This window comes from Acidimangrovimonas pyrenivorans, from assembly GCF_042643245.1.
In the GTDB taxonomy this organism is placed as follows: Bacteria; Pseudomonadota; Alphaproteobacteria; order Rhodobacterales; family Rhodobacteraceae; genus Acidimangrovimonas; species Acidimangrovimonas pyrenivorans.
This window is the reverse complement of record NZ_JBHRSK010000010.1, coordinates 117,644-134,833: the sequence shown is the minus strand read 5'-3', so window position 1 is coordinate 134,833 and position 17,190 is coordinate 117,644. Positions and strand designations below refer to the sequence as shown.

The 17,190-nt window shown below is 69.6% G+C and carries 15 protein-coding genes; 10 read left to right on the top strand and 5 right to left on the bottom strand.

All coding sequences use genetic code 11. The features are described 5' to 3' along the window. Positions 1-181 precede the first annotated feature (181 nt). Complete coding sequence (locus ACFOES_RS13785) at positions 182-877, top strand: Crp/Fnr family transcriptional regulator (RefSeq protein WP_377833877.1); 696 nt, start codon at positions 182-184, stop codon at positions 875-877. Positions 878-896: 19 nt separating this feature from the next. On the opposite strand, the gene ACFOES_RS13780 is transcribed toward ACFOES_RS13785, so the two are convergent. Further along, the gene (locus ACFOES_RS13780) at positions 897-1,922 is read right to left on the bottom strand and encodes a hypothetical protein (RefSeq protein WP_377833876.1); all 1,026 of its coding nucleotides are present in this window, start codon (positions 1,920-1,922) and stop codon (positions 897-899) included. Positions 1,923-2,058: 136 nt separating this feature from the next. Between ACFOES_RS13780 and ACFOES_RS13775 the strand changes: the two genes are divergently transcribed. The 4 genes from ACFOES_RS13775 (at position 2,059) to ACFOES_RS13760 (ending at position 7,042) form a co-directional block, all read left to right on the top strand. Then, on the top strand, positions 2,059-3,030 hold the full coding sequence (locus ACFOES_RS13775) for a ribose-phosphate diphosphokinase (protein ID WP_377833875.1): 972 nt from the start codon (positions 2,059-2,061) through the stop codon (positions 3,028-3,030). Positions 3,031-3,211: 181 nt separating this feature from the next. Further along, positions 3,212-4,246, top strand: coding sequence for an NAD-dependent epimerase/dehydratase family protein (locus tag ACFOES_RS13770; RefSeq protein ID WP_377833874.1), 1,035 nt, complete (start codon positions 3,212-3,214; stop codon positions 4,244-4,246). Beyond that, entirely contained in the window at positions 4,227-6,047 is a 1,821-nt protein-coding gene (locus tag ACFOES_RS13765) for a hypothetical protein (RefSeq protein WP_377833873.1), read from the top strand. The genes ACFOES_RS13770 and ACFOES_RS13765 overlap by 20 nt, the downstream gene beginning before the upstream one ends. Further along, the gene (locus tag ACFOES_RS13760) at positions 6,044-7,042 is read left to right on the top strand and encodes an SUMF1/EgtB/PvdO family nonheme iron enzyme (protein ID WP_377833872.1); all 999 of its coding nucleotides are present in this window, start codon (positions 6,044-6,046) and stop codon (positions 7,040-7,042) included. The genes ACFOES_RS13765 and ACFOES_RS13760 overlap by 4 nt, the downstream gene beginning before the upstream one ends. A gap of 91 nt (positions 7,043-7,133) precedes the next feature. Here ACFOES_RS13760 and ACFOES_RS13755 read toward each other — a convergent pair whose 3' ends face one another. Both ACFOES_RS13755 and ACFOES_RS13750 read right to left on the bottom strand, forming a co-directional pair. Further along, on the bottom strand, positions 7,134-8,027 hold the full coding sequence (locus ACFOES_RS13755) for a hypothetical protein (protein ID WP_377833871.1): 894 nt from the start codon (positions 8,025-8,027) through the stop codon (positions 7,134-7,136). 303 nt (positions 8,028-8,330) lie between these two features. Next, entirely contained in the window at positions 8,331-8,747 is a 417-nt protein-coding gene (locus ACFOES_RS13750; RefSeq protein WP_377833870.1) for a DUF6314 family protein, read from the bottom strand. Between the two features lie 89 nt (positions 8,748-8,836). On the opposite strand from ACFOES_RS13750, the gene purB reads away from it, so the two are divergent. The 3 genes from purB to ACFOES_RS13735 all read left to right on the top strand — a co-directional run bounded on the left by purB (position 8,837) and on the right by ACFOES_RS13735 (position 11,632). Beyond that, positions 8,837-10,144: an adenylosuccinate lyase gene (gene purB / locus ACFOES_RS13745; RefSeq protein ID WP_377833869.1), complete on the top strand. Its 1,308-nt coding sequence runs from the start codon at positions 8,837-8,839 to the stop codon at positions 10,142-10,144. A 138-nt stretch (positions 10,145-10,282) separates the two neighbouring features. Beyond that, entirely contained in the window at positions 10,283-10,435 is a 153-nt protein-coding gene (locus ACFOES_RS13740) for a hypothetical protein (RefSeq protein WP_377833868.1), read from the top strand. A 321-nt stretch (positions 10,436-10,756) separates the two neighbouring features. Then, positions 10,757-11,632: a DMT family transporter gene (locus ACFOES_RS13735; protein ID WP_377833867.1), complete on the top strand. Its 876-nt coding sequence runs from the start codon at positions 10,757-10,759 to the stop codon at positions 11,630-11,632. A gap of 46 nt (positions 11,633-11,678) precedes the next feature. Here the strand turns inward: ACFOES_RS13735 and ACFOES_RS13730 are convergent, their stop codons facing one another. Further along, positions 11,679-12,398, bottom strand: coding sequence for a DUF1223 domain-containing protein (locus tag ACFOES_RS13730; RefSeq protein WP_377833923.1), 720 nt, complete (start codon positions 12,396-12,398; stop codon positions 11,679-11,681). Positions 12,399-12,682: 284 nt separating this feature from the next. Between ACFOES_RS13730 and acnA the strand changes: the two genes are divergently transcribed. Both acnA and ACFOES_RS13720 read left to right on the top strand, forming a co-directional pair. Further along, complete coding sequence (gene acnA / locus ACFOES_RS13725) at positions 12,683-15,433, top strand: aconitate hydratase AcnA (RefSeq protein ID WP_377833866.1); 2,751 nt, start codon at positions 12,683-12,685, stop codon at positions 15,431-15,433. 100 nt (positions 15,434-15,533) lie between these two features. Then, the gene (locus ACFOES_RS13720; protein WP_377833865.1) at positions 15,534-16,253 is read left to right on the top strand and encodes a tetratricopeptide repeat protein; all 720 of its coding nucleotides are present in this window, start codon (positions 15,534-15,536) and stop codon (positions 16,251-16,253) included. Between the two features lie 12 nt (positions 16,254-16,265). Here ACFOES_RS13720 and ACFOES_RS13715 read toward each other — a convergent pair whose 3' ends face one another. Continuing rightward, positions 16,266-17,123: a DUF2189 domain-containing protein gene (locus tag ACFOES_RS13715; protein ID WP_377833864.1), complete on the bottom strand. Its 858-nt coding sequence runs from the start codon at positions 17,121-17,123 to the stop codon at positions 16,266-16,268. Positions 17,124-17,190 lie beyond the last annotated feature (67 nt).

Below are 17,190 nucleotides of genomic sequence, written 5' to 3'. Positions count from 1 at the left end.
CCTCGACATAGCCCGCGCGAGACAGAAACCACAACCTTAGCGCGAAGCCTTGCTAAACCCATCAGATCAGGCCACGCTTGGCAGGCACGCGACGAACAGGCTGCGACGACGCAGAGACGACATGGCAGACACGGCCCCCGAGCCCCCCTTGGATGCCGCGCTGGCCTCGACCGGAGGTCAGATGCTGGCCCGCCTCCTGGCGCAATTGCCAGCGGATATCCGACGCGCGCTCGCCGCCGTTTCGGAGCTGCGCGACGCTCCGGCGGGAACGGTGATGATCGCCGACGGGGCCCCGGCCGAAGGCGTCGGCCTCGTCCTCGAAGGGACGCTGGGCCTGATCAAGCGGCTTCCGGACGGACGCAGCAACATCATCGGCCTGCTGACGCCGGGCGAGCTTTGCGGCCGGGTCTTCGATCCCGAGGCCAGCTATCAGGTCGAGGCGCTGACCGACGCAAGGGTGCTGTGCTTCAAGCGCGCCGGTTTCGAGGAGATCCTCGAAGCCGCGCCCGAGGTCGAGCGGCTGTTCATGATCAACGTCCTCGACGAGATCGACGCGGCGCGCGAATGGCTGCTGCTGCTCGGCGGCCGCAAGGCGGTCGAGCGGGTCGCCTCCTTCCTGCTGATCCTGTGCCGGCAGGAGCTGGCGCGGCGCGGCACCGACTGGGACGGCAGCCCGATCCCGGTGCGCCTGCCGCTGAGCCGCGCCGACCTGGCCCGTCACCTGGGAACGCGGCCGGAAACCCTCAGCCGGGCGCTGCACGCGCTCGAGGATCGCGGCGTGCTGGTGATCCACGACCCGGGCCGGTTCGAGGTGACCGATCCCGAGGGGCTGGTGAATATCTCCGGCCACGACCTGCTGCGCGAACGCTGCGGCTGAGGCTGCGGCCAGCCCGGCCTCAGGACAGGAAAGGCTGCAGCAGCCGGGCGGCGACGGCGATGTAGCGTCGCGCCTGGGTCGGCCATTTCTGCGGGCTGCGCGGCTTGGGGTCGCGCAGGTGGTCGATCGACAGCCGCGCCCGGGTCAGCGCCCGGAAGGCGCCATAGGCGTCCAGCAGCGCCACCGAAGGCGGGTTGCCATGGGCCCGTTCCAGCAGCTCCAGCACCCGCGGCCAGATCCAGTCGCCGCCCATCATCGCGCATTCGAGGCCGAGATAGTTGACCTCGTCATAGATATCGACGCGCCGCATCGGCGGGTAGAATTCGAGCCGGTCGAAGATCACCGGCGGCGAGACGAGGCAGACATGCTCGGGCCGCAGGTCGCCATGGCCCTCGACGATCAGACCGGCCCGGCCCCGCGCCTCGATCTCGTCGCGGTGGCGCTGCATCAGCTTCGTCGCGGTGGCGGCAATCTCGGGCCGGTAGTCGGGGCCCAGATGCGCGGCCATCGCGTCGAGATGGGCGGCGTTGGTCTCGCATTCCTGCAGCAGGTGGTCGCAATAGGCGCCCGGCCCGCCGGCCTCGGCCAGTCCCTCCGCCGCCTCGGCCCGGCGGGCCCGGTAGAAGGCGGCCAGCAGGGTCATCACCGCCTCGATCTCGGCCTCGGCGACGCCGCCGGCAGCCAGCCGCAGGTCGAGGAACTGGTCGGCCGGCAGCCGCGTCATCTCGACCAGCCAGTCGACGACGTGGCCGGCACCGTCCAGTCGCAGCCCGCCATCCGGCGCCCGGACCAGCGGCCGGACGTCGCGATAGACATGGCCGGCCAGCTGGCGGTTGAGCCGCAGCTCCTCGCGGCAGAAATGCCCCCGCCGCTCGAGGCTGGAGAAGTCGATGACGCCGAAGCGCACCGGCTTCTTCAGCTTCAGCGCCCGGTCGCCGGCCAGGAAGACCATCGCGGTATGGGTCTCGACCGTCTCGACGGCATCGACCGGCCAGGGATAGGCCCCCGGCTCGCTCAGAAATGCCACCTTGTCCTTGAAACGCACCCGCGGCTCCCGTGCTGCCCGCTTCGCGGAGACCGCCGCAGCCGCCCGCTTCACTGGCACAGGCTAACCGCCCGGAATTTCAGGCCGCATTGACTTGCATCAATGCGCCGGACGGCTGCGGGCGCAGTCTGGGTCCATGTTGTTCTTCGCACTCAAGGGATCGGACGGGCTGGGCGCCGCCACCGCGGCGGCGGCCGGGATCGAGCTGGCGCCGCATGAGGAGCGCGATTTCGAGGGCGGCGAGCACAAGACGCGGCCGCTGGTCAGCGTGCGCGGCCGCGACGTCTACGTCCTGCACAATCTCAATGGCACGCCCGGCTACTCGGCCAACGACCGGCTGCTGCGGCTCCTGTTCTTCCTTGCCGCCTGCCGCGAGAACGGGGCGCGGCGGGTAACGGCGCTGGTGCCCTACCTGGCCTATTCGCGCAAGGACCGGCAGACCAAGCCGCGCGACCCGGTCACCACGCGCTATGTCGCGCAGCTGTTCGAGGCGGTCGGCACCGACATGGTGGTGACGCTCGACGTCCACACCGTGATCGCCTTCCAGAACGCCTATCGGCGCGGCAGCCTGCATCTCGACACCCGGCGGCTGTTCGCCGCGGACATCGCGGCGCGGCTGCCCGAGGGGCCCGTCGCCGTGGTCTCGCCCGATGGCGGCGGGGTCAAGCGGGCCGAATTGCTGCGCGAGGCGCTGGTCGCCCAGACCGGGCGGACGGTGGATTTCGGCTTCATGGAGAAGCGGCGCAGCAGCGGCGTCGTCTCCGGTTCGCTGTTCGCCGGCGATGTCGAGGGCCGGACGGTGTTCATCCTAGACGACATGATCGTCGGCGGCGGCACCATGGTGCGGGCGGCGACGGCCTGCCGCGAACGCGGCGCGGCGGCGGTGCACCTGCTGGCGACCCACGGCATGATGACGGAGAAGGCGATCGCGGCGCTGGACGACCCGGCGATCGCCGGCATCACCGTCACCGACAGCGTCGCCCCCTTCGCGGTGCCGCTCGACGCCCTGGGCGACCGGCTGCGGGTGCTGTCGGTGGCGCCGCTTCTGGGCCAGACCATCGTCAACCTGCACGAGGGCCGGCCGATGGGCGACCTGCTGACCCTGTAGAGCCCGGGGAGGGTCCGGGGAGGGTCCGGGGAGGGTCAGGCCGGCATGGGTGGGCAGATTGACACGGATCATGTCGCCCCCCGCGCAATTGCAGCATGTTTCGCCTATATTCCGTAAGGTGGGCACCACCACCCGGGAGGACCGCGGCCCCATCGCCGCGCGGGGAAACGAGGAACGGAACGTGAAATTTCTGGTTACAGGCGGCGCCGGCTTCATGGGCATCAACCTGGTGCGGCACCTGCTCGATCGCGGCCACGCGGTGCGCAGCTACGACATCGCGCCCTTCGACTATCCCGAGGCCGCGCGCGTCTCGGTCCTGCGCGGCGACATCCGTGACCGCGACCTGCATCCCCGCGCCTTCGAGGGGGTCGACGTGGTCGTCCATTGCGCCGCCGCCCTGCCGCTCTGCGCCCCCGACGAGATCCTGTCGGTCGAGGTGGAAGGCACCCGCCGGCTCTTGGAAAGCGCCGCGGCGGCCGGCATCGACCGCTTCGTCCACATCTCCTCGACCGCGGTCTACGGCATCCCCGACCATCACCCGCTGATCGAGAGCGACCGGATCAGCGGCGTCGGCCCCTATGGCGAGGCCAAGGTCCGGGCCGAGGCCGTCTGCAGCCAGTTCCGCGAACAGGGGATGTGCGTGCCGGTGCTGCGGCCGAAATCCTTCGTCGGCCCCGAGCGGCTGGGCGTGTTCGAGCTGCTATACGATTTCGCCTATGGCGGTCACAACTTCCCGGTGCTCGGCCGCGGCGACAACCTCTACCAGCTGCTCGACGTCGCCGACCTGTGCCAGGCGGTCGAGCTCTGCGCCACCGGCGAGCGCGACGCGGTCAACGACGTCTTCAATGTCGGCGCCGGCCGCTACGGCACCCTGCGGCAGTCGTTCCAGGCGGTGCTCGACCGCGCCGGCCACGGCAAGCATGTCATCGGCCTGCCCGCGGCCCCGGCGATCTGGACGCTGCGGGCGCTCGAGTCGCTGGGGCTGTCGCCGCTCTACAAGTGGATCTACGAGACCGCCGCGACCGAGAGCTTCGTCGGCATCGACAAGATCAGCGCCCGGCTCGGCTATGCCCCGCGCTACTCGAACGAGGAGGCGCTGATCCGCAACTACGACTGGTACGTCGCCAACCGCCCCACGATCACCCGCGGCGCCGGCGTCACCCATCGCGAACCCTGGAAGAAGGGAGCCCTGGCCCTTGCCCGTTTCGTCTTCTGACCCCCGCCCGCGTCCCCGCCCGCCGCGCCGATTCCGCCGCGCGCTCCTCGCCGCGGTCGCCCTGCCCGCCCTGGCCCTGCCCGCCCTGGCCCTGCCCACCCTGGCCCTGACCGTCTTCGCCGGCCCCGCCGCGGCGCTGGACGCCGCCCGGGACGCGCAGCTCAAGGCGCAGTGGCAGCAATACGAGGCGGTGCAGCCCAAGAGCATCCTGGCGCTGCAGCCCTGGCGGCGCACGACCGAGACGACGCTGGCCGACGGCAGGACGCCGCTGCGCTTCATCGACCTCAATCCGGACAGCAATGGCTGGTTCCTGCTCCAGATCGGCAAGGACGGCAGCCGCGCGCAGCAGAGCTACCACCTCGAAAACCCCGACCCGCGGCGCCAGAGCGTGGCGCTGAGCACCGATCCGACCCCGGCGCTGGTGCTGGGCGGTGCCGAGGGCGAGACCCGCTGCACGCCCTGGACCGGGGCGCTGGAAAAGGCCCGCGACAGCCGGCTGCCCTATGCCCCGCTCTGCGGTGGCCGGTTGCTGTTGCGCAACCACGCCTCGGGATCGCGCTCCAGCCTCGAAAGCGTCACCGACTTCCTGCGCGACAATGTCTGGGGCGGCGAGCAGGTCGTCGGCTTCGTCCGCTCGACCTTCTACAAGGACGCCTTCGCCGAGTTCGACAAGGCCGAGGGCGAGGCGAGCGACAATGGCCAGACCGCCGGCCCGGCCCCGGCGCGGATGGATCACCTCGAGGTCGGGACATTGCTCGACATCGGCCTGACCGGGACGACGAACGGCCGGATGGCGCTCGGGGAATGGTATCCGGCGGCCGGGCTCAAGGGCATCTACGCCACCGCCTTCCAGCCCGGCGCGGTCGACCGCGCGGTGCTGAAGAGCCCCGGCCGGGTCAACGGTCTCGACGGTGTCGAGGCGCGGGCGACGGGCTACATGGTCGCCTTCGACCTGTCGCGCTACGCGCTCGGCTTCGAACTGGGCACCGATCACCCGCGGCTGAACTGGTCGCCGCGCCCGCCCGCCGCAGTCCGCCCACGCGGCCTGCCCGGCCCCGACGGCGTCGCCTCGTCGACGCCGCTGGAAACCTTGGGCATGGTCAGCCCGGCCATCGCGCCGCGCACCGTCGCCACCTTCACCGCCGGCTTCAAGCGCAGCCACGGGGCGTTCAAATGGGGCCCCTATGCCGGCGTCAACCACGGCACCCATTACGGCTTCCTCGAGCACGGGGTGATCTTCTCCAAGCTCCAGCCCGGGCTGTCGACGCTCTACGTCCTCGACGACGGCACGATCGGGATGAAGACCTGGACCGAGGCCGACGACGTGCTGCTGCCGAAGATCCGCTTCGCCCGCCAGAACGGCGTGCCGCTGATCGAGCGGGACCCGAAGACGGGCAAGGGCGTGCCCGGCACGCTGGTGACGCAATGGGGGGCCGGCAACTGGTCGGGTTCGGCCGATGCCAAGCTGCGGACCCTGCGTGCCGGCGCCTGCCTGCTGGACCACGGCGGCACCGCCTACCTCGCCTATGCCTATTTCTCGACCGCGACGCCCTCGGCGATGACCCGCACCTTCCAGGCCTATGGCTGCCGCTACGCCATGCTGCTCGACATGAACGCGCTCGAGCACACCTACCTGGCGCTCTACCTGCGCCACGCCGGCAAGGTGCAGGTCGAACACCTGGTGCCGGGCATGGCGCTGATCGACAAGAAGACCCGGGGCGGCGGCGTCATCCCGCGCTTCCTCGGCTATCCCGACAACCGCGACCTGTTCTACCTCTACAGCAAGGAGGGAACGCCATGATCCGCCTGATCGCCGCCGCCACGCTGGCGGCCCTGACCGCCCTGCCCCTGCGGGCCGAGACCGCCCTGCAGCGGAACAACGAGGTGCTGTTCCAGCAATTGCAGAAGGTCCACCGGCTGTCGGATGCCCAGATGGACCGGATCCGGGCGATCTTCGCCCGCTCGGGCGTCATGGGCCAGGGCAACCCGGCGATCACCCGCCACCCGATGACCCCGGCGCAATGCGCCGCCCGCATCCCCGGCGGGCCGCAAAGCTATGCCAATACGCAGTTCGAGCGTATCTGCGGCGGCAAGTACATGGCGCCGCTCTACGATCCGGCGACGCAGAAACCGCAGGACGCCACCGCCTGCATCGACCAGTTCGAGTTCCCCGACATCCCCTGCACCTACCCCGTGGTCTGGGTGAAGGCGCGCGAGGCCGAGGAGATCTGCGCCGCCGAGGGCAAGCGGCTGTGCGACGCGCATGAATGGGAAGGTGCCTGCCAGGGCGTGCTCGGCCCGCCCGACTACCGCTTCGACCTTGCCAAGGGCGTCTCGGCCGGCACCGCAGTCGCCCGGATGCGCGCCGCCCACAACGCGAAATACGCCCCGACGGCGCGCTGGAGCTACGGCCCGGCCTACCAGCGCGGCGTCTGCGCCGCCGACAGCGTGAAAAGCCCGGGCTGCAATGGCGGCGGCTGGCGCGGCTGCGGCTCGAACACCTATCCGACCGGGGCCTTTCCCGGCTGCCACAGCCCGCTCGGGGTCTACGACCTCAACGGCAACGCCGCCGAACACATGAACCTGCCGCTGGCCCCCGACCAGATGACCAGCCGCGGCAGCACCAAGCTGGGCGTGACCGAGATGAAGGGCAGCTGGTTCATTTTCGACAAGTACCGCGCCCATCCCGACTGGTGCCGCTGGCGGGCGCCGTTCTGGCATGGCTCACGGGTGATGTCGACGGGCAGTCACGAGAATTACCACCTCGGCTTCCGCTGCTGCAAGACGCTGAACTGATCCTTCCGCCGGCGATGACGGCCGCAGACCGCGCCCGCCCGTGTGGACGCCCCCCCGCCGAACCGACGGTCACTCGCACGAAAGGCGATGCTCAGCGGTAGAGCGAGGCCAGCAATTGGCGCGGTTTCGCGATCGGCCCCTCGCGACTGATCAGCGCGGCCAGCTTGGGATCCTGCATCACCGTGGCCAGCGGCACCGGCTTGCCGTTGACGAAGGCGGTATCGCTGACCAGCCGGATGCCGTGGCTGTAATCGGCATAGCGCGCGACATGGACGGTGCTGAGCGGCTGGATCGGCCGGCCGTTGCTGCGGTGCCAGCCGTAGATCGCCACCTTGCCCGGCGCCCGGCGCAGCCGCGCCGACAGCACGACATCCTTCTTGTCGCCCGCCGTCAGCTCGTCCTGCGAGACGCCCAGCCGGGCGCGCTGGCTCTGGACGGTGTGGTTGTGGCGCAGCAGGTAGGCGGTCGAGGTCATCATCCGGCCCGGCTGCATCGGGCTGGGGGCGAGGCGGACCTGGGCCTGGCGGTAGATCGCGTCAACCATCTTCGGCGTCGGCAGCAGGAAGCCGAAGCGGTCGGCGACCTCGGCGGCGGCGGGAAGGCCCAGCGGCACGCGGACGAAGTCGCGGTCATTGCCGACGGCAAGGTAGTCGGGGGTGACGCAGATCGTCACCTCGACCTTGCTGCCATCGGGCTCGGTGCCCGAGAAACGCACCGGAGCGAGGTCGCGCAGGAAGCCGGGCACGTTGCCGGCCAGCAGCTGGTCGCGCACCGCCGCGTCGCGCTTGCTGCCGCTGAGGTCGAGCAGCTTGTTCATCACCGCGCTGCCGGAGGGGGCGGCGGCGGGCCGGGCGGGAATGTCGCGGGTCAGGGTCTTGGCACAGCCATGGGTCGCGCGGGTGGCCGAGCCGGCGGCGGCGGCAGGCACGGCGCTCCCCAGCGCAAGGCCCAGCACGAGGCCGCCAAGCGAAGCAATACGTCGCAAGAGATCACCTATTCTGAGTATCAATCGAGTGGTCCGACCATCTGGCGAAGCCGTCGCAAGACTGTCAATCGCGCCCCTGTCGCACCCCGCCCGCGCGGGCGGAAATCCGCCTTACGCTGCGGCAACAAGCGGCATGAGGCCGCCGATCGGGCGGTTTTCGGCAGCGGGGCGGGCAAGGCCGCGCCCTCGCTCCCGCGGCGCCCCCGCTCGATAGTTGGGGGGAAGCTAAATGCTGGAAGGCCCTGCCCACTTTCTGCTCGCAAATATCCCGGGGGTCCGGGGGCAGCGCCCCCGGCCTTGGCGTCACGCCCGGCGATAGGTGCTGACCATCCGGTAGTCCTTGCGCGGGCCGGTCACTTCCCATTCCGCCGCCCAGTCCGGCCAGGCGGTGAAGTCGTAGCGCACGCGGTAGAAGTCCGGCTGGCACCGATGGTCGGCCTCGGGCACGGGCGCGGACGGATCGAAGACATGGAACGGACGGCCGTCGGCGAAGCTGACGGCGATGCGGCCGTCGGCCAGCGCCTGCCACAGGTAGCGCCTTGTGGCGGTGAGCGGGGCACCGGCGCCGAGGCTCAGGCTGCCGGTCTCGTCATAGACCCAGCCGTCGCCGCCGCGAGCGATCACGACCTCGCCGTCGAACCGGCCTTCCGCCCCGGCGCGGCGGTCGTCGATCCGGCGCGCGATGCGCCAGCGGCCTTCGAACTCCTCGATCGACGGCATCGTTCCCCTGCGGCAGCCCTGTCGCTTGCTCTGGCGACCGCCGCAGTCTAGAAGACGGCGCGCCCGCCCTCAAACCGAAAGGTCCGCCGATGATCCCGCGCTATTCCCGCCCCGAGATGGTCGCCATCTGGTCGCCGCAGACCAAGTTCCGCATCTGGTACGAGATCGAGGCCCATGCCTGCGATGCCCAGGCCGAACTGGGGGTGATCCCGAAGGCCAATGCCGAGGCGGTCTGGAAGGCCAGGGATGTCGAGTTCGACGTCGACCGGATCGACGAGATCGAGGCCGTCACCAAGCATGACGTCATCGCCTTCCTGACCCACCTGGCCGAGATCATCGGCAGCGAGGAGGCCCGCTTCGTCCACCAGGGCATGACCTCGTCGGACGTGCTCGACACCACGCTGAACGTGCAATTGGTGCGCGCCGCCGACATCCTGCTGGCCGACATGGACAAGGTGCTGGCGGCGCTCAAGGCCCGCGCCTACGAGCACAAGGACACCGTCCGCATCGGCCGCAGCCACGGCATCCATGCCGAGCCGACGACGATGGGCCTGACCTTCGCCCGCTTCTATGCCGAGATGGACCGCAACCGGCACCGCCTGGCCGCCGCGCGGGCCGAGATCGCCACCGGCGCGATCTCGGGTGCCGTCGGCACCTTCGCCAATATCGATCCCTACGTCGAAGAGCATGTCTGCAAGATGCTGGGGCTGAAGCCCGAGCCGATCAGCACCCAGGTGATCCCGCGCGACCGCCACGCGATGTTCTTCGCCACCCTCGGCGTCATCGCCTCGTCGATCGAGAACGTCGCCATCGAGATCCGCCACATGCAGCGCACCGAGGTGCTGGAGGCCGAGGAGTTCTTCTCGAAGGGCCAGAAGGGAAGCTCGGCGATGCCGCACAAGCGCAACCCGGTGCTGACCGAGAACCTGACCGGGCTGGCCCGGCTGGTGCGCTCGGCGGTGACCCCGGCGCTCGAGAACGTCGCGCTGTGGCACGAGCGGGACATCTCGCACAGCTCGGTCGAGCGCGGCATCGGCCCCGACGCCACCATCCATCTCGACTTCGCGCTCAACCGTCTGGCCGGGGTGATCGAGAAGCTGGTGGTCTACCCCGAGAACATGCTGGCCAACATGAACAAGTTCAAAGGCCTCGTCATGTCGCAGCGGGTGCTGCTGGCGCTGACCCAGGCCGGCGTGAGCCGCGAGGACGCCTATCGCCTCGTCCAGCGCAACGCGATGAAAGTCTGGGAACAGGGCAAGGACTTCAAGCAAGAGCTGCTGGCCGATGCCGAGGTCACCGCGGCGCTGAGCCCGGCCGAGATCGAGGAGAAATTCGACCTCGGCTACCACACCAAGCATGTCGACACGATCTTCCGCCGGGTCTTCGGCGAGGGCTGAGACCTCCGTATCGGCGCCGACAGGCACAGCGACAAGGACGGGGGCCGCGGCTTCCGTCCTTTTGATTTCCCGCCTCCGCCCTTGCCGCGAATCGGATTTGGGCGTTTGCTGGAAGGACAGCAGACAAGGGAGATCGGGATGAAAGCGATTGCGCTGATCCTCGCGGTTCTCGCCGCGCTGGCCCCTGCGCTGGCGGCGGCGCAATGTGGGATTGACCATGCCCGCAGCTGCGCCGACGGCCAGGTCTGGGATTCCGCGACGGGCAGCTGCGTGCCCAAGGCCGGCAGCTGAGGACCGACAGAGCCAGGGAAATGCCTGCACCGCCTTGGCGGCAGGAGGAATATGTGCCGTGACCATGGCCTGACCGCCCGCGCGTGAAACGCGATGGCGGGCCTGCTTGGGTATGCGGTTCCGCCTGACGCGCGCCCTGTTCCATCGACACGCCGTCCCGGAGCTGCCGCTACGTCACCGCCCGGTGCCGACAGGCCCCGCCTTCGGCCCATTGCCGCCCTTCGCGATTGGCCCTAGCGTGCCGGCCATGAACCTGTCGCACCGCCCCCTGCCCCGTGACGTCCGCCGTGAGGTCCGCCGCCCGGCGGGCCGCGCCCTGCCATGAACGCCCCGGGGCCGGCCGCGGCGACGCGCGGCATCCTGTTGATGCTACTGGCGGTCTTCACCTTCACCCTGATGGACGCGACGGCGAAGTCGCTGGTCGGCCGCTACCCGACGCTGCAGGTGGTCTGGGCGCGCTATACCGGGCAGAGCGTCATCGTCGCGCTGGTGCTGGCGCGGCGGCTGGGGCCGCTGCTGAGGACGCGCCACCCCTGGCTGCAGGGGCTGCGCTCGGTGCTGCAACTCGGCGCCACGGCGCTGTTCTTCACCGCTCTGGGCCATATCGGGCTGGCCGAGGCGACCGCGATCATGGATGCCAACCCGGTGATCATCACCCTGGGCGCGGCGCTGGTGCTGTCCGAGCCGATCGGGCCGCGCCGGCTGGCCGGGGTGCTGGCGGCGATGATCGGGGCGCTGATCATCATCCGGCCGGGCAGCGCCGTCTTCGCCTCCGCCGCGCTGCTGCCGCTGGCGGCGGCGGTCTGCTATGCCGGTTACGTGCTGGTGACGCGGCTGGTCGGGCGCGACGAGAACACCTGGACCTCGCTGATCTACACCGCCGCGCTGGGGACCGTGCTGACCACCATCGCCCTGCCGACGGTCTGGCAGCCGATCGCGGCGCCCGACATCCTGCCCTTCATGGCGATGGGGGCGATCGGGGCGGCCGCCCAGTTCTTCCTGATCCGCGCCTTCACCATCGCCGAGGCCGGGCTGATCGCGCCCTTCGGCTATGTCGGACTGCTCTTCGCCACCTTCTGGGGCATCGTGCTGTTCGGCGAATATCCCGATCTCTGGACCGGCATCGGCGGCGCCGTCATCGTCTGCGCCGGGCTCTATGTCTGGCATCGCGAGACGCGGGCGGCGCGGCAGGGGTAGAGCGGCAAGGCTCGGCCCCCTGTGCGCCCGGCCGGAGGCGGCGCCCCTACTCGACCCGCGCGGCGGCGAGGATCTCGCCCGGGCCCTTGCGCTGGACGATCACGACGACGGGCTGTTCGCCCTTGGCCGGGGCGGTCAGCGACAGGGCGCTGCGGCCGTCCCAGTCCCGCAGGGTTTCCCAATGGGTGACGATGTTGTGGTAGGTCAGCGTCCGGCCGGCATTCTCGCCGCGGCGGATCTGCACCGTCGCCTCGGGCCGGTAGCGCACCAGTTGCACCGTCGCGGCCTCGCTCAGCGGTTCGGCGGACTGTGCCACGATATGCACCACGCCGCCCTGGCGCTGGATCTGCAGCGAGACCGGAGAGGTCTGCGCCCGGTGATGATGGATCAGGTCGGCGACCTGCATCGGCCGAAAGCCCTCGACCCGGTCGACGCCCTCGACGATCATCTGCGGGGTATAGATAGTGCGGCTGCCAATGGCGCGGGCGTAGGCCTTCTGCCGGGCGGTGTAGTCCGGCGAGCCGAAATTGTCCTTCCAGCCGATATAGTCCCAGTAGTCGACATGGAGCGCCAGGGCGATGACGTTCGGCTTCTCGGCCAGTTCGGACAACAGCGCGTCCGCCGGCGGACAGGACGAGCAGCCCTGCGACGTATAGAGCTCGACCACCACCGCGCCGGGGCCCTGCGTCGCAGTTTCGGCCCGTGCGGTGCCGGCAAGATTGCTCCCAGCCACCCCCAGCACCAGGCCAAGGGCGGCGATCATCATCCGGCGCATCTATTCTGTCTCTGCAAATTCAAGCTTCCCACCTTCCCTTCTACCGAAGGGAACCGCCGGGCGCCAATCAAGGTTTTGCGATCCCGGGGCGACAATATGTATCTGTGCTCTCGATACGACGCAGCATGTCGTGGCCGCGTCGCCCCCCCCTGCAAAAGGGGCTGGATTTTCGGCATACAATTGCATACATCGCTTGCGACTCCCTTGCGTCCCCGCGCCCCGTCGGGCATGAGGACGGCAAATCCCGCGACCGATCCAACAGCCAGGAGGCCGAGATGACCGTCACTGTCGGACATGACAGCCAGAACACCCGCAAGACCCTGAGCGCCGGCGGCGCCAGCGTCGCCTATTACTCGATCCCGGCCGCCGAAGCCGCCGGGCTGGGCGATTTCTCGCGCCTGCCCGCCGCGCTCAAGGTCGTGCTCGAGAACATGCTGCGCTTCGAGGACGGCAAGACCGTCACCGTCGACGACATCAAGGCCTTCGCCGAATGGGCGCAGAAGGGCGGCAAGAACCCGCGCGAGATCGCCTATCGCCCGGCCCGGGTGCTGATGCAGGACTTCACCGGCGTGCCGGCGGTGGTCGACCTGGCCGCGATGCGCGACGGCATCGTCGCCCTGGGCGGCGACGCGCAGAAGATCAACCCGCTGAACCCGGTCGACCTGGTCATCGACCACTCGGTGATGATCGACGAGTTCGGCAACCCGCGCGCCTTCCAGATGAACGTCGACCGCGAATACGAGCGTAACATCGAGCGCTACACCTTCCTCAAGTGGGGCCAGAAGGCGTTCAACAACTTCCGCGTCGTGCCGCCGGGCACCGGTATCTGCCACCAGGTCAACCTGGAATACCTGGCCCAGACGGTCTGGACCGACACCGACCAGAACGGCGAGGAAGTCGCCTATCCCGACACCCTGGTCGGCACCGACAGCCACACCACGATGGTCAACGGCCTGGCCGTGCTGGGCTGGGGCGTCGGCGGCATCGAGGCCGAGGCGGCGATGCTGGGCCAGCCGATCTCGATGCTGATCCCGGAAGTCGTCGGCTTCAAGCTGACCGGCGAGATGGTCGAGGGCACCACCGCCACCGACCTCGTGCTCAAGGTGGTGCAGATGCTGCGCCAGCACGGCGTCGTCGGCAAGTTCGTCGAGTTCTACGGCGAGGGCCTCGATCACCTGCCGCTGGCCGACCGCGCGACCATCGCCAACATGGCCCCCGAATACGGCGCCACCTGCGGCTTCTTCCCGATCGACGGCGAGACCCTGCGCTACCTCGAGCAGAGCGGCCGCGACACCGACCGCATCGCGCTGGTCGAGGCCTATGCCAAGGCCCAGGGCCTGTGGCGCGACGCCGATTACGCCCCGGTCTACAGCTCGACGCTCGAGCTCGACATGGGCACCATCGTCCCGGCGATCTCGGGTCCGAAACGGCCGCAGGACTACCTGCCGCTGACCAAGGCCGCCGGCGCCTTCTACAACGTGGTCTGCGACTATCGCGGCGTCGATGCCGAAAACGGGGCGGCGAACATGGCCTCGGAAGGCGACACGCTCACCGCGCCGGCCGACTGCCGCAAGACCGGTGCCGTCGAGGGCGAAGACTACCAGCTGCGCGACGGCTCGGTCGTGATCGCCTCGATCACGTCCTGCACCAACACCTCGAACCCCTATGTCATGATCGGCGCCGGCCTCGTCGCCCGCAAGGCGCGCGAACTGGGCCTGACCCGCAAGCCGTGGGTCAAGACCTCGCTGGCGCCGGGCTCGCAGGTCGTGTCGGAATATCTCGAGGCCGCCGGGCTGCAGGAGGATCTCGACGCCATCGGCTTCAACCTCGTCGGCTATGGCTGCACCACCTGCATCGGCAACTCGGGCCCGCTGCAGCCCGAGATCTCGAAGTCGATCCACGACAACGACCTCGTCGCCGCCTCGGTGCTGTCGGGCAACCGCAACTTCGAGGGCCGGATCAGCCCGGACGTCCGCGCGAACTTCCTCGCCTCGCCGCCGCTGGTCGTGGCCTATGCGCTGGCCGGCGACATGAACATCGACCTGAGCAGCGAGCCGCTGGGCACCGGCAAGGACGGCCAGCCGGTCTACCTCAAGGACATCTGGCCCTCGACCAAGGAAATCGCCGATCTGGTCCACAAGACCGTGACCCGCGAGGCGTTCCAGTCGAAATACGCCGACGTCTTCAAGGGCGACGAGAAGTGGCAGGCGGTCGAGACCACCGACAGCGAGACCTATGACTGGCCGGCCGCCTCGACCTATGTCCAGAACCCGCCCTACTTCCAGGGCATGTCGCAGGAGCCGGGCAAGATCACCGACCTCAAGGGCGCCCGCGTCCTGGCCCTGCTGGGCGACATGGTCACCACCGACCACATCTCGCCCGCCGGCTCGTTCAAGGACAGCACCCCGGCCGGCCGCTACCTGACCGAGCGCCAGGTCGCGCCGAAGGATTTCAACTCCTACGGCTCGCGCCGCGGCAACCACGAGGTGATGATGCGCGGCACCTTCGCCAATATCCGCATCAAGAACGAGATGCTGGACGGCGTCGAGGGCGGCTACACCAAGGGCCCGGACGGCACCCAGACCTCGATCTTCGACGCCGCGATGGCCTACCAGGACGCCGGCACCCCGCTGGTCGTCGTCGGCGGCATCGAATACGGCGCCGGCTCGTCGCGCGACTGGGCGGCCAAGGGCACCGCGCTCTTGGGCGTCAAGGCGGTCATCGCCGAGAGCTTCGAGCGCATCCACCGCTCGAACCTGGTCGGCATGGGCGTGATCCCGTTCGAGTTCACCGGCGGCGACACCCGCAAGTCGCTGGGTCTGACCGGGGAAGAGGAAATCTCGATCGCCGGGCTGGAAGGCGACCTCAAGCCCCAGGCCACGGTGCCCTGCACCATCAAATATGCCGACGGCAGCGAGAAGGTGATCGAGCTCAAGTGCCGGATCGATACCGCGGTCGAGCTGGAATATGTCGAGAACGGCGGCGTCCTGCACTACGTGCTGCGCAACCTGGCGAAAGCCTCGTAAGTCCCGCCACACGGCGAAATTGGAAGAGGGCGCCCCCCGGGGGTTGCCCTCTTTTTCATTTTGCGGCGAGACTGAGCCCCTGTGCCTTCGGGAGGACGAGTTGAAACTGGTAGCCACCGCGCTCTGCGCCCCGCTTCTGTCCCTGCTCGCGCTCGGCGCCCCGGTCCGGGCCGACCCGGTGAAGGACTGCCTGTCCGCCGCGCCGCTGGCCGAGCCGCAAGCCGCGCTCGAAACCTGCACCGTCGCCGCGGCCCGGGACATGCCCGACGCAAGCCGCGCGCAGGTCCTGCTCAATATCGGTCTCGCCCAGCGGGCCCTCGACCGCCTGCCGCAAAGCGAGTCCGCCCTGCGCCGGGCCGCGACGCTGGCACCGCGCGATGCCGAGATCCTCAGGATGCTGGCCTGGACCCTGCGCCAGGAGCGCAAGCCGGCGCAGGCGGAAATGCTGCTGACCCGGTCGCTCAAGCTTGCCGACGTTCCGCAGGGCTGGCTGTCACGCTGCGTCGTGCGCCAGGACCAGGCGCATTTCTCCCAGGCGGTGCCCGATTGCGCCCGGGCGCTGGAGGAACGGCCGGGCGACCTCGATGCCATCTACTTCTCGGCCAGGGCCCTGAACCGCAGCGGCCAGCCCGGCGACGCGCTTGCCGTCGCCCGCGAGGGGCTGACGGAAAACGCGGAAAGCGGGCGCATCTACGTCCAGGCCGCCCGGGCCCAGCTCTCTCTCGGCCGCGCGGCCGCGGCCAGAGACACCATCGCCGAGGGCCTGCGCCTCTTTCCGGGGGATGCCGGACTGGCGCGGTTGCGCACCAGCCTGCACTAGCCTGCGGGCGCCCTACCCCACCGCGCGGCGGTAGAAATGCCAGGTGGCGTGGCCCAGCACCGGCAGCACGATGGCGAGGCCGAGCAGCGCCGTCACCACCCCCACCGCCAGCCCGGCGACAACGATGAGGCCCCAGAGCGCCACCGGTCCGGGGTTCTTGCGCGCCACCCGGATCGAGGTCACCACCGCGACCGGCAGCCCGACATCGCGGTCGAGCAGCAGCGGGAAGGACACCAGGCTGACCATCAGCACCAGCGCCGCGAAGCCCAGCCCGACCAGGACACCGACGAAGACCATGGTCTGGCCCGGATCGGTGGTGGTCACGTCGCGCAGGAAGGCCGCGGCCGAGACCGGCGGCTCGGGCCCCAAGGTCGCGGCATAGAGACCGCCGGCCACCACCATCCAGACGAGGAACAGCCCGAACAGCGCCAGTCCGAGGATGAAGATCGCCCCGAAGCGCGGGCTGGCCAGCACGCCGAAGGCGTCGGCCCAGACCGCCTGCCCGGTCTCCTCGCGCTTGCGACTCATCTCGTAGAGGCCGACGGCCGCGACGGGGCCGATCAGGGCGAAGCCCGACATCAGCGGGAAGACCAGCGGCAGCAGGTCGCGGTTCAGCGCCAGCCAGACCAGCGCCGCGCCGATCACCGGGTAGACGAGGCAGAGGAAGACGACATCGGTGCGCAGGGCGGCGAAATCCGCCAGCCCCTGCCGCAGCGCGCCGAAGACGTCCGCGCTGCCGATACGGCGGACCCTTGGCCGGGCTTCGTCCCGGTCGCCTCCCAATATCTCTGTCGCCTGGGCCAGATGGGCGCCGGCGCCGAACAGGCGCTCTGCGCTCCAGGACAGCGGATTACCGATGGTTCCGGACATCGCTTGCTCCTCCCCCCGCCATATGTGGCGGAATGTCGCAGAAGATAGCACGGATGCCCGGCCCTGT

What these genes read in the sequence shown, in the direction of transcription:
- ACFOES_RS13730 (WP_377833923.1), bottom strand. Translation starts at nt 12,398, where the DNA reads ATGATGATCGCCGCCCTTGGCCTGGTGCTGGGGGTGGCTGGGAGCAAT.
- ACFOES_RS13775 (WP_377833875.1), top strand. Translation starts at nt 2,059, where the DNA reads ATGTTGTTCTTCGCACTCAAGGGATCGGACGGGCTGGGCGCCGCCACC.
- acnA (WP_377833866.1), top strand. Translation starts at nt 12,683, where the DNA reads ATGACCGTCACTGTCGGACATGACAGCCAGAACACCCGCAAGACCCTG.
- ACFOES_RS13750 (WP_377833870.1), bottom strand. Translation starts at nt 8,747, where the DNA reads ATGCCGTCGATCGAGGAGTTCGAAGGCCGCTGGCGCATCGCGCGCCGG.
- ACFOES_RS13735 (WP_377833867.1), top strand. Translation starts at nt 10,757, where the DNA reads ATGAACGCCCCGGGGCCGGCCGCGGCGACGCGCGGCATCCTGTTGATG.
- ACFOES_RS13740 (WP_377833868.1), top strand. Translation starts at nt 10,283, where the DNA reads ATGAAAGCGATTGCGCTGATCCTCGCGGTTCTCGCCGCGCTGGCCCCT.
- purB (WP_377833869.1), top strand. Translation starts at nt 8,837, where the DNA reads ATGATCCCGCGCTATTCCCGCCCCGAGATGGTCGCCATCTGGTCGCCG.
- ACFOES_RS13715 (WP_377833864.1), bottom strand. Translation starts at nt 17,123, where the DNA reads ATGTCCGGAACCATCGGTAATCCGCTGTCCTGGAGCGCAGAGCGCCTG.
- ACFOES_RS13760 (WP_377833872.1), top strand. Translation starts at nt 6,044, where the DNA reads ATGATCCGCCTGATCGCCGCCGCCACGCTGGCGGCCCTGACCGCCCTG.
- ACFOES_RS13785 (WP_377833877.1), top strand. Translation starts at nt 182, where the DNA reads ATGCTGGCCCGCCTCCTGGCGCAATTGCCAGCGGATATCCGACGCGCG.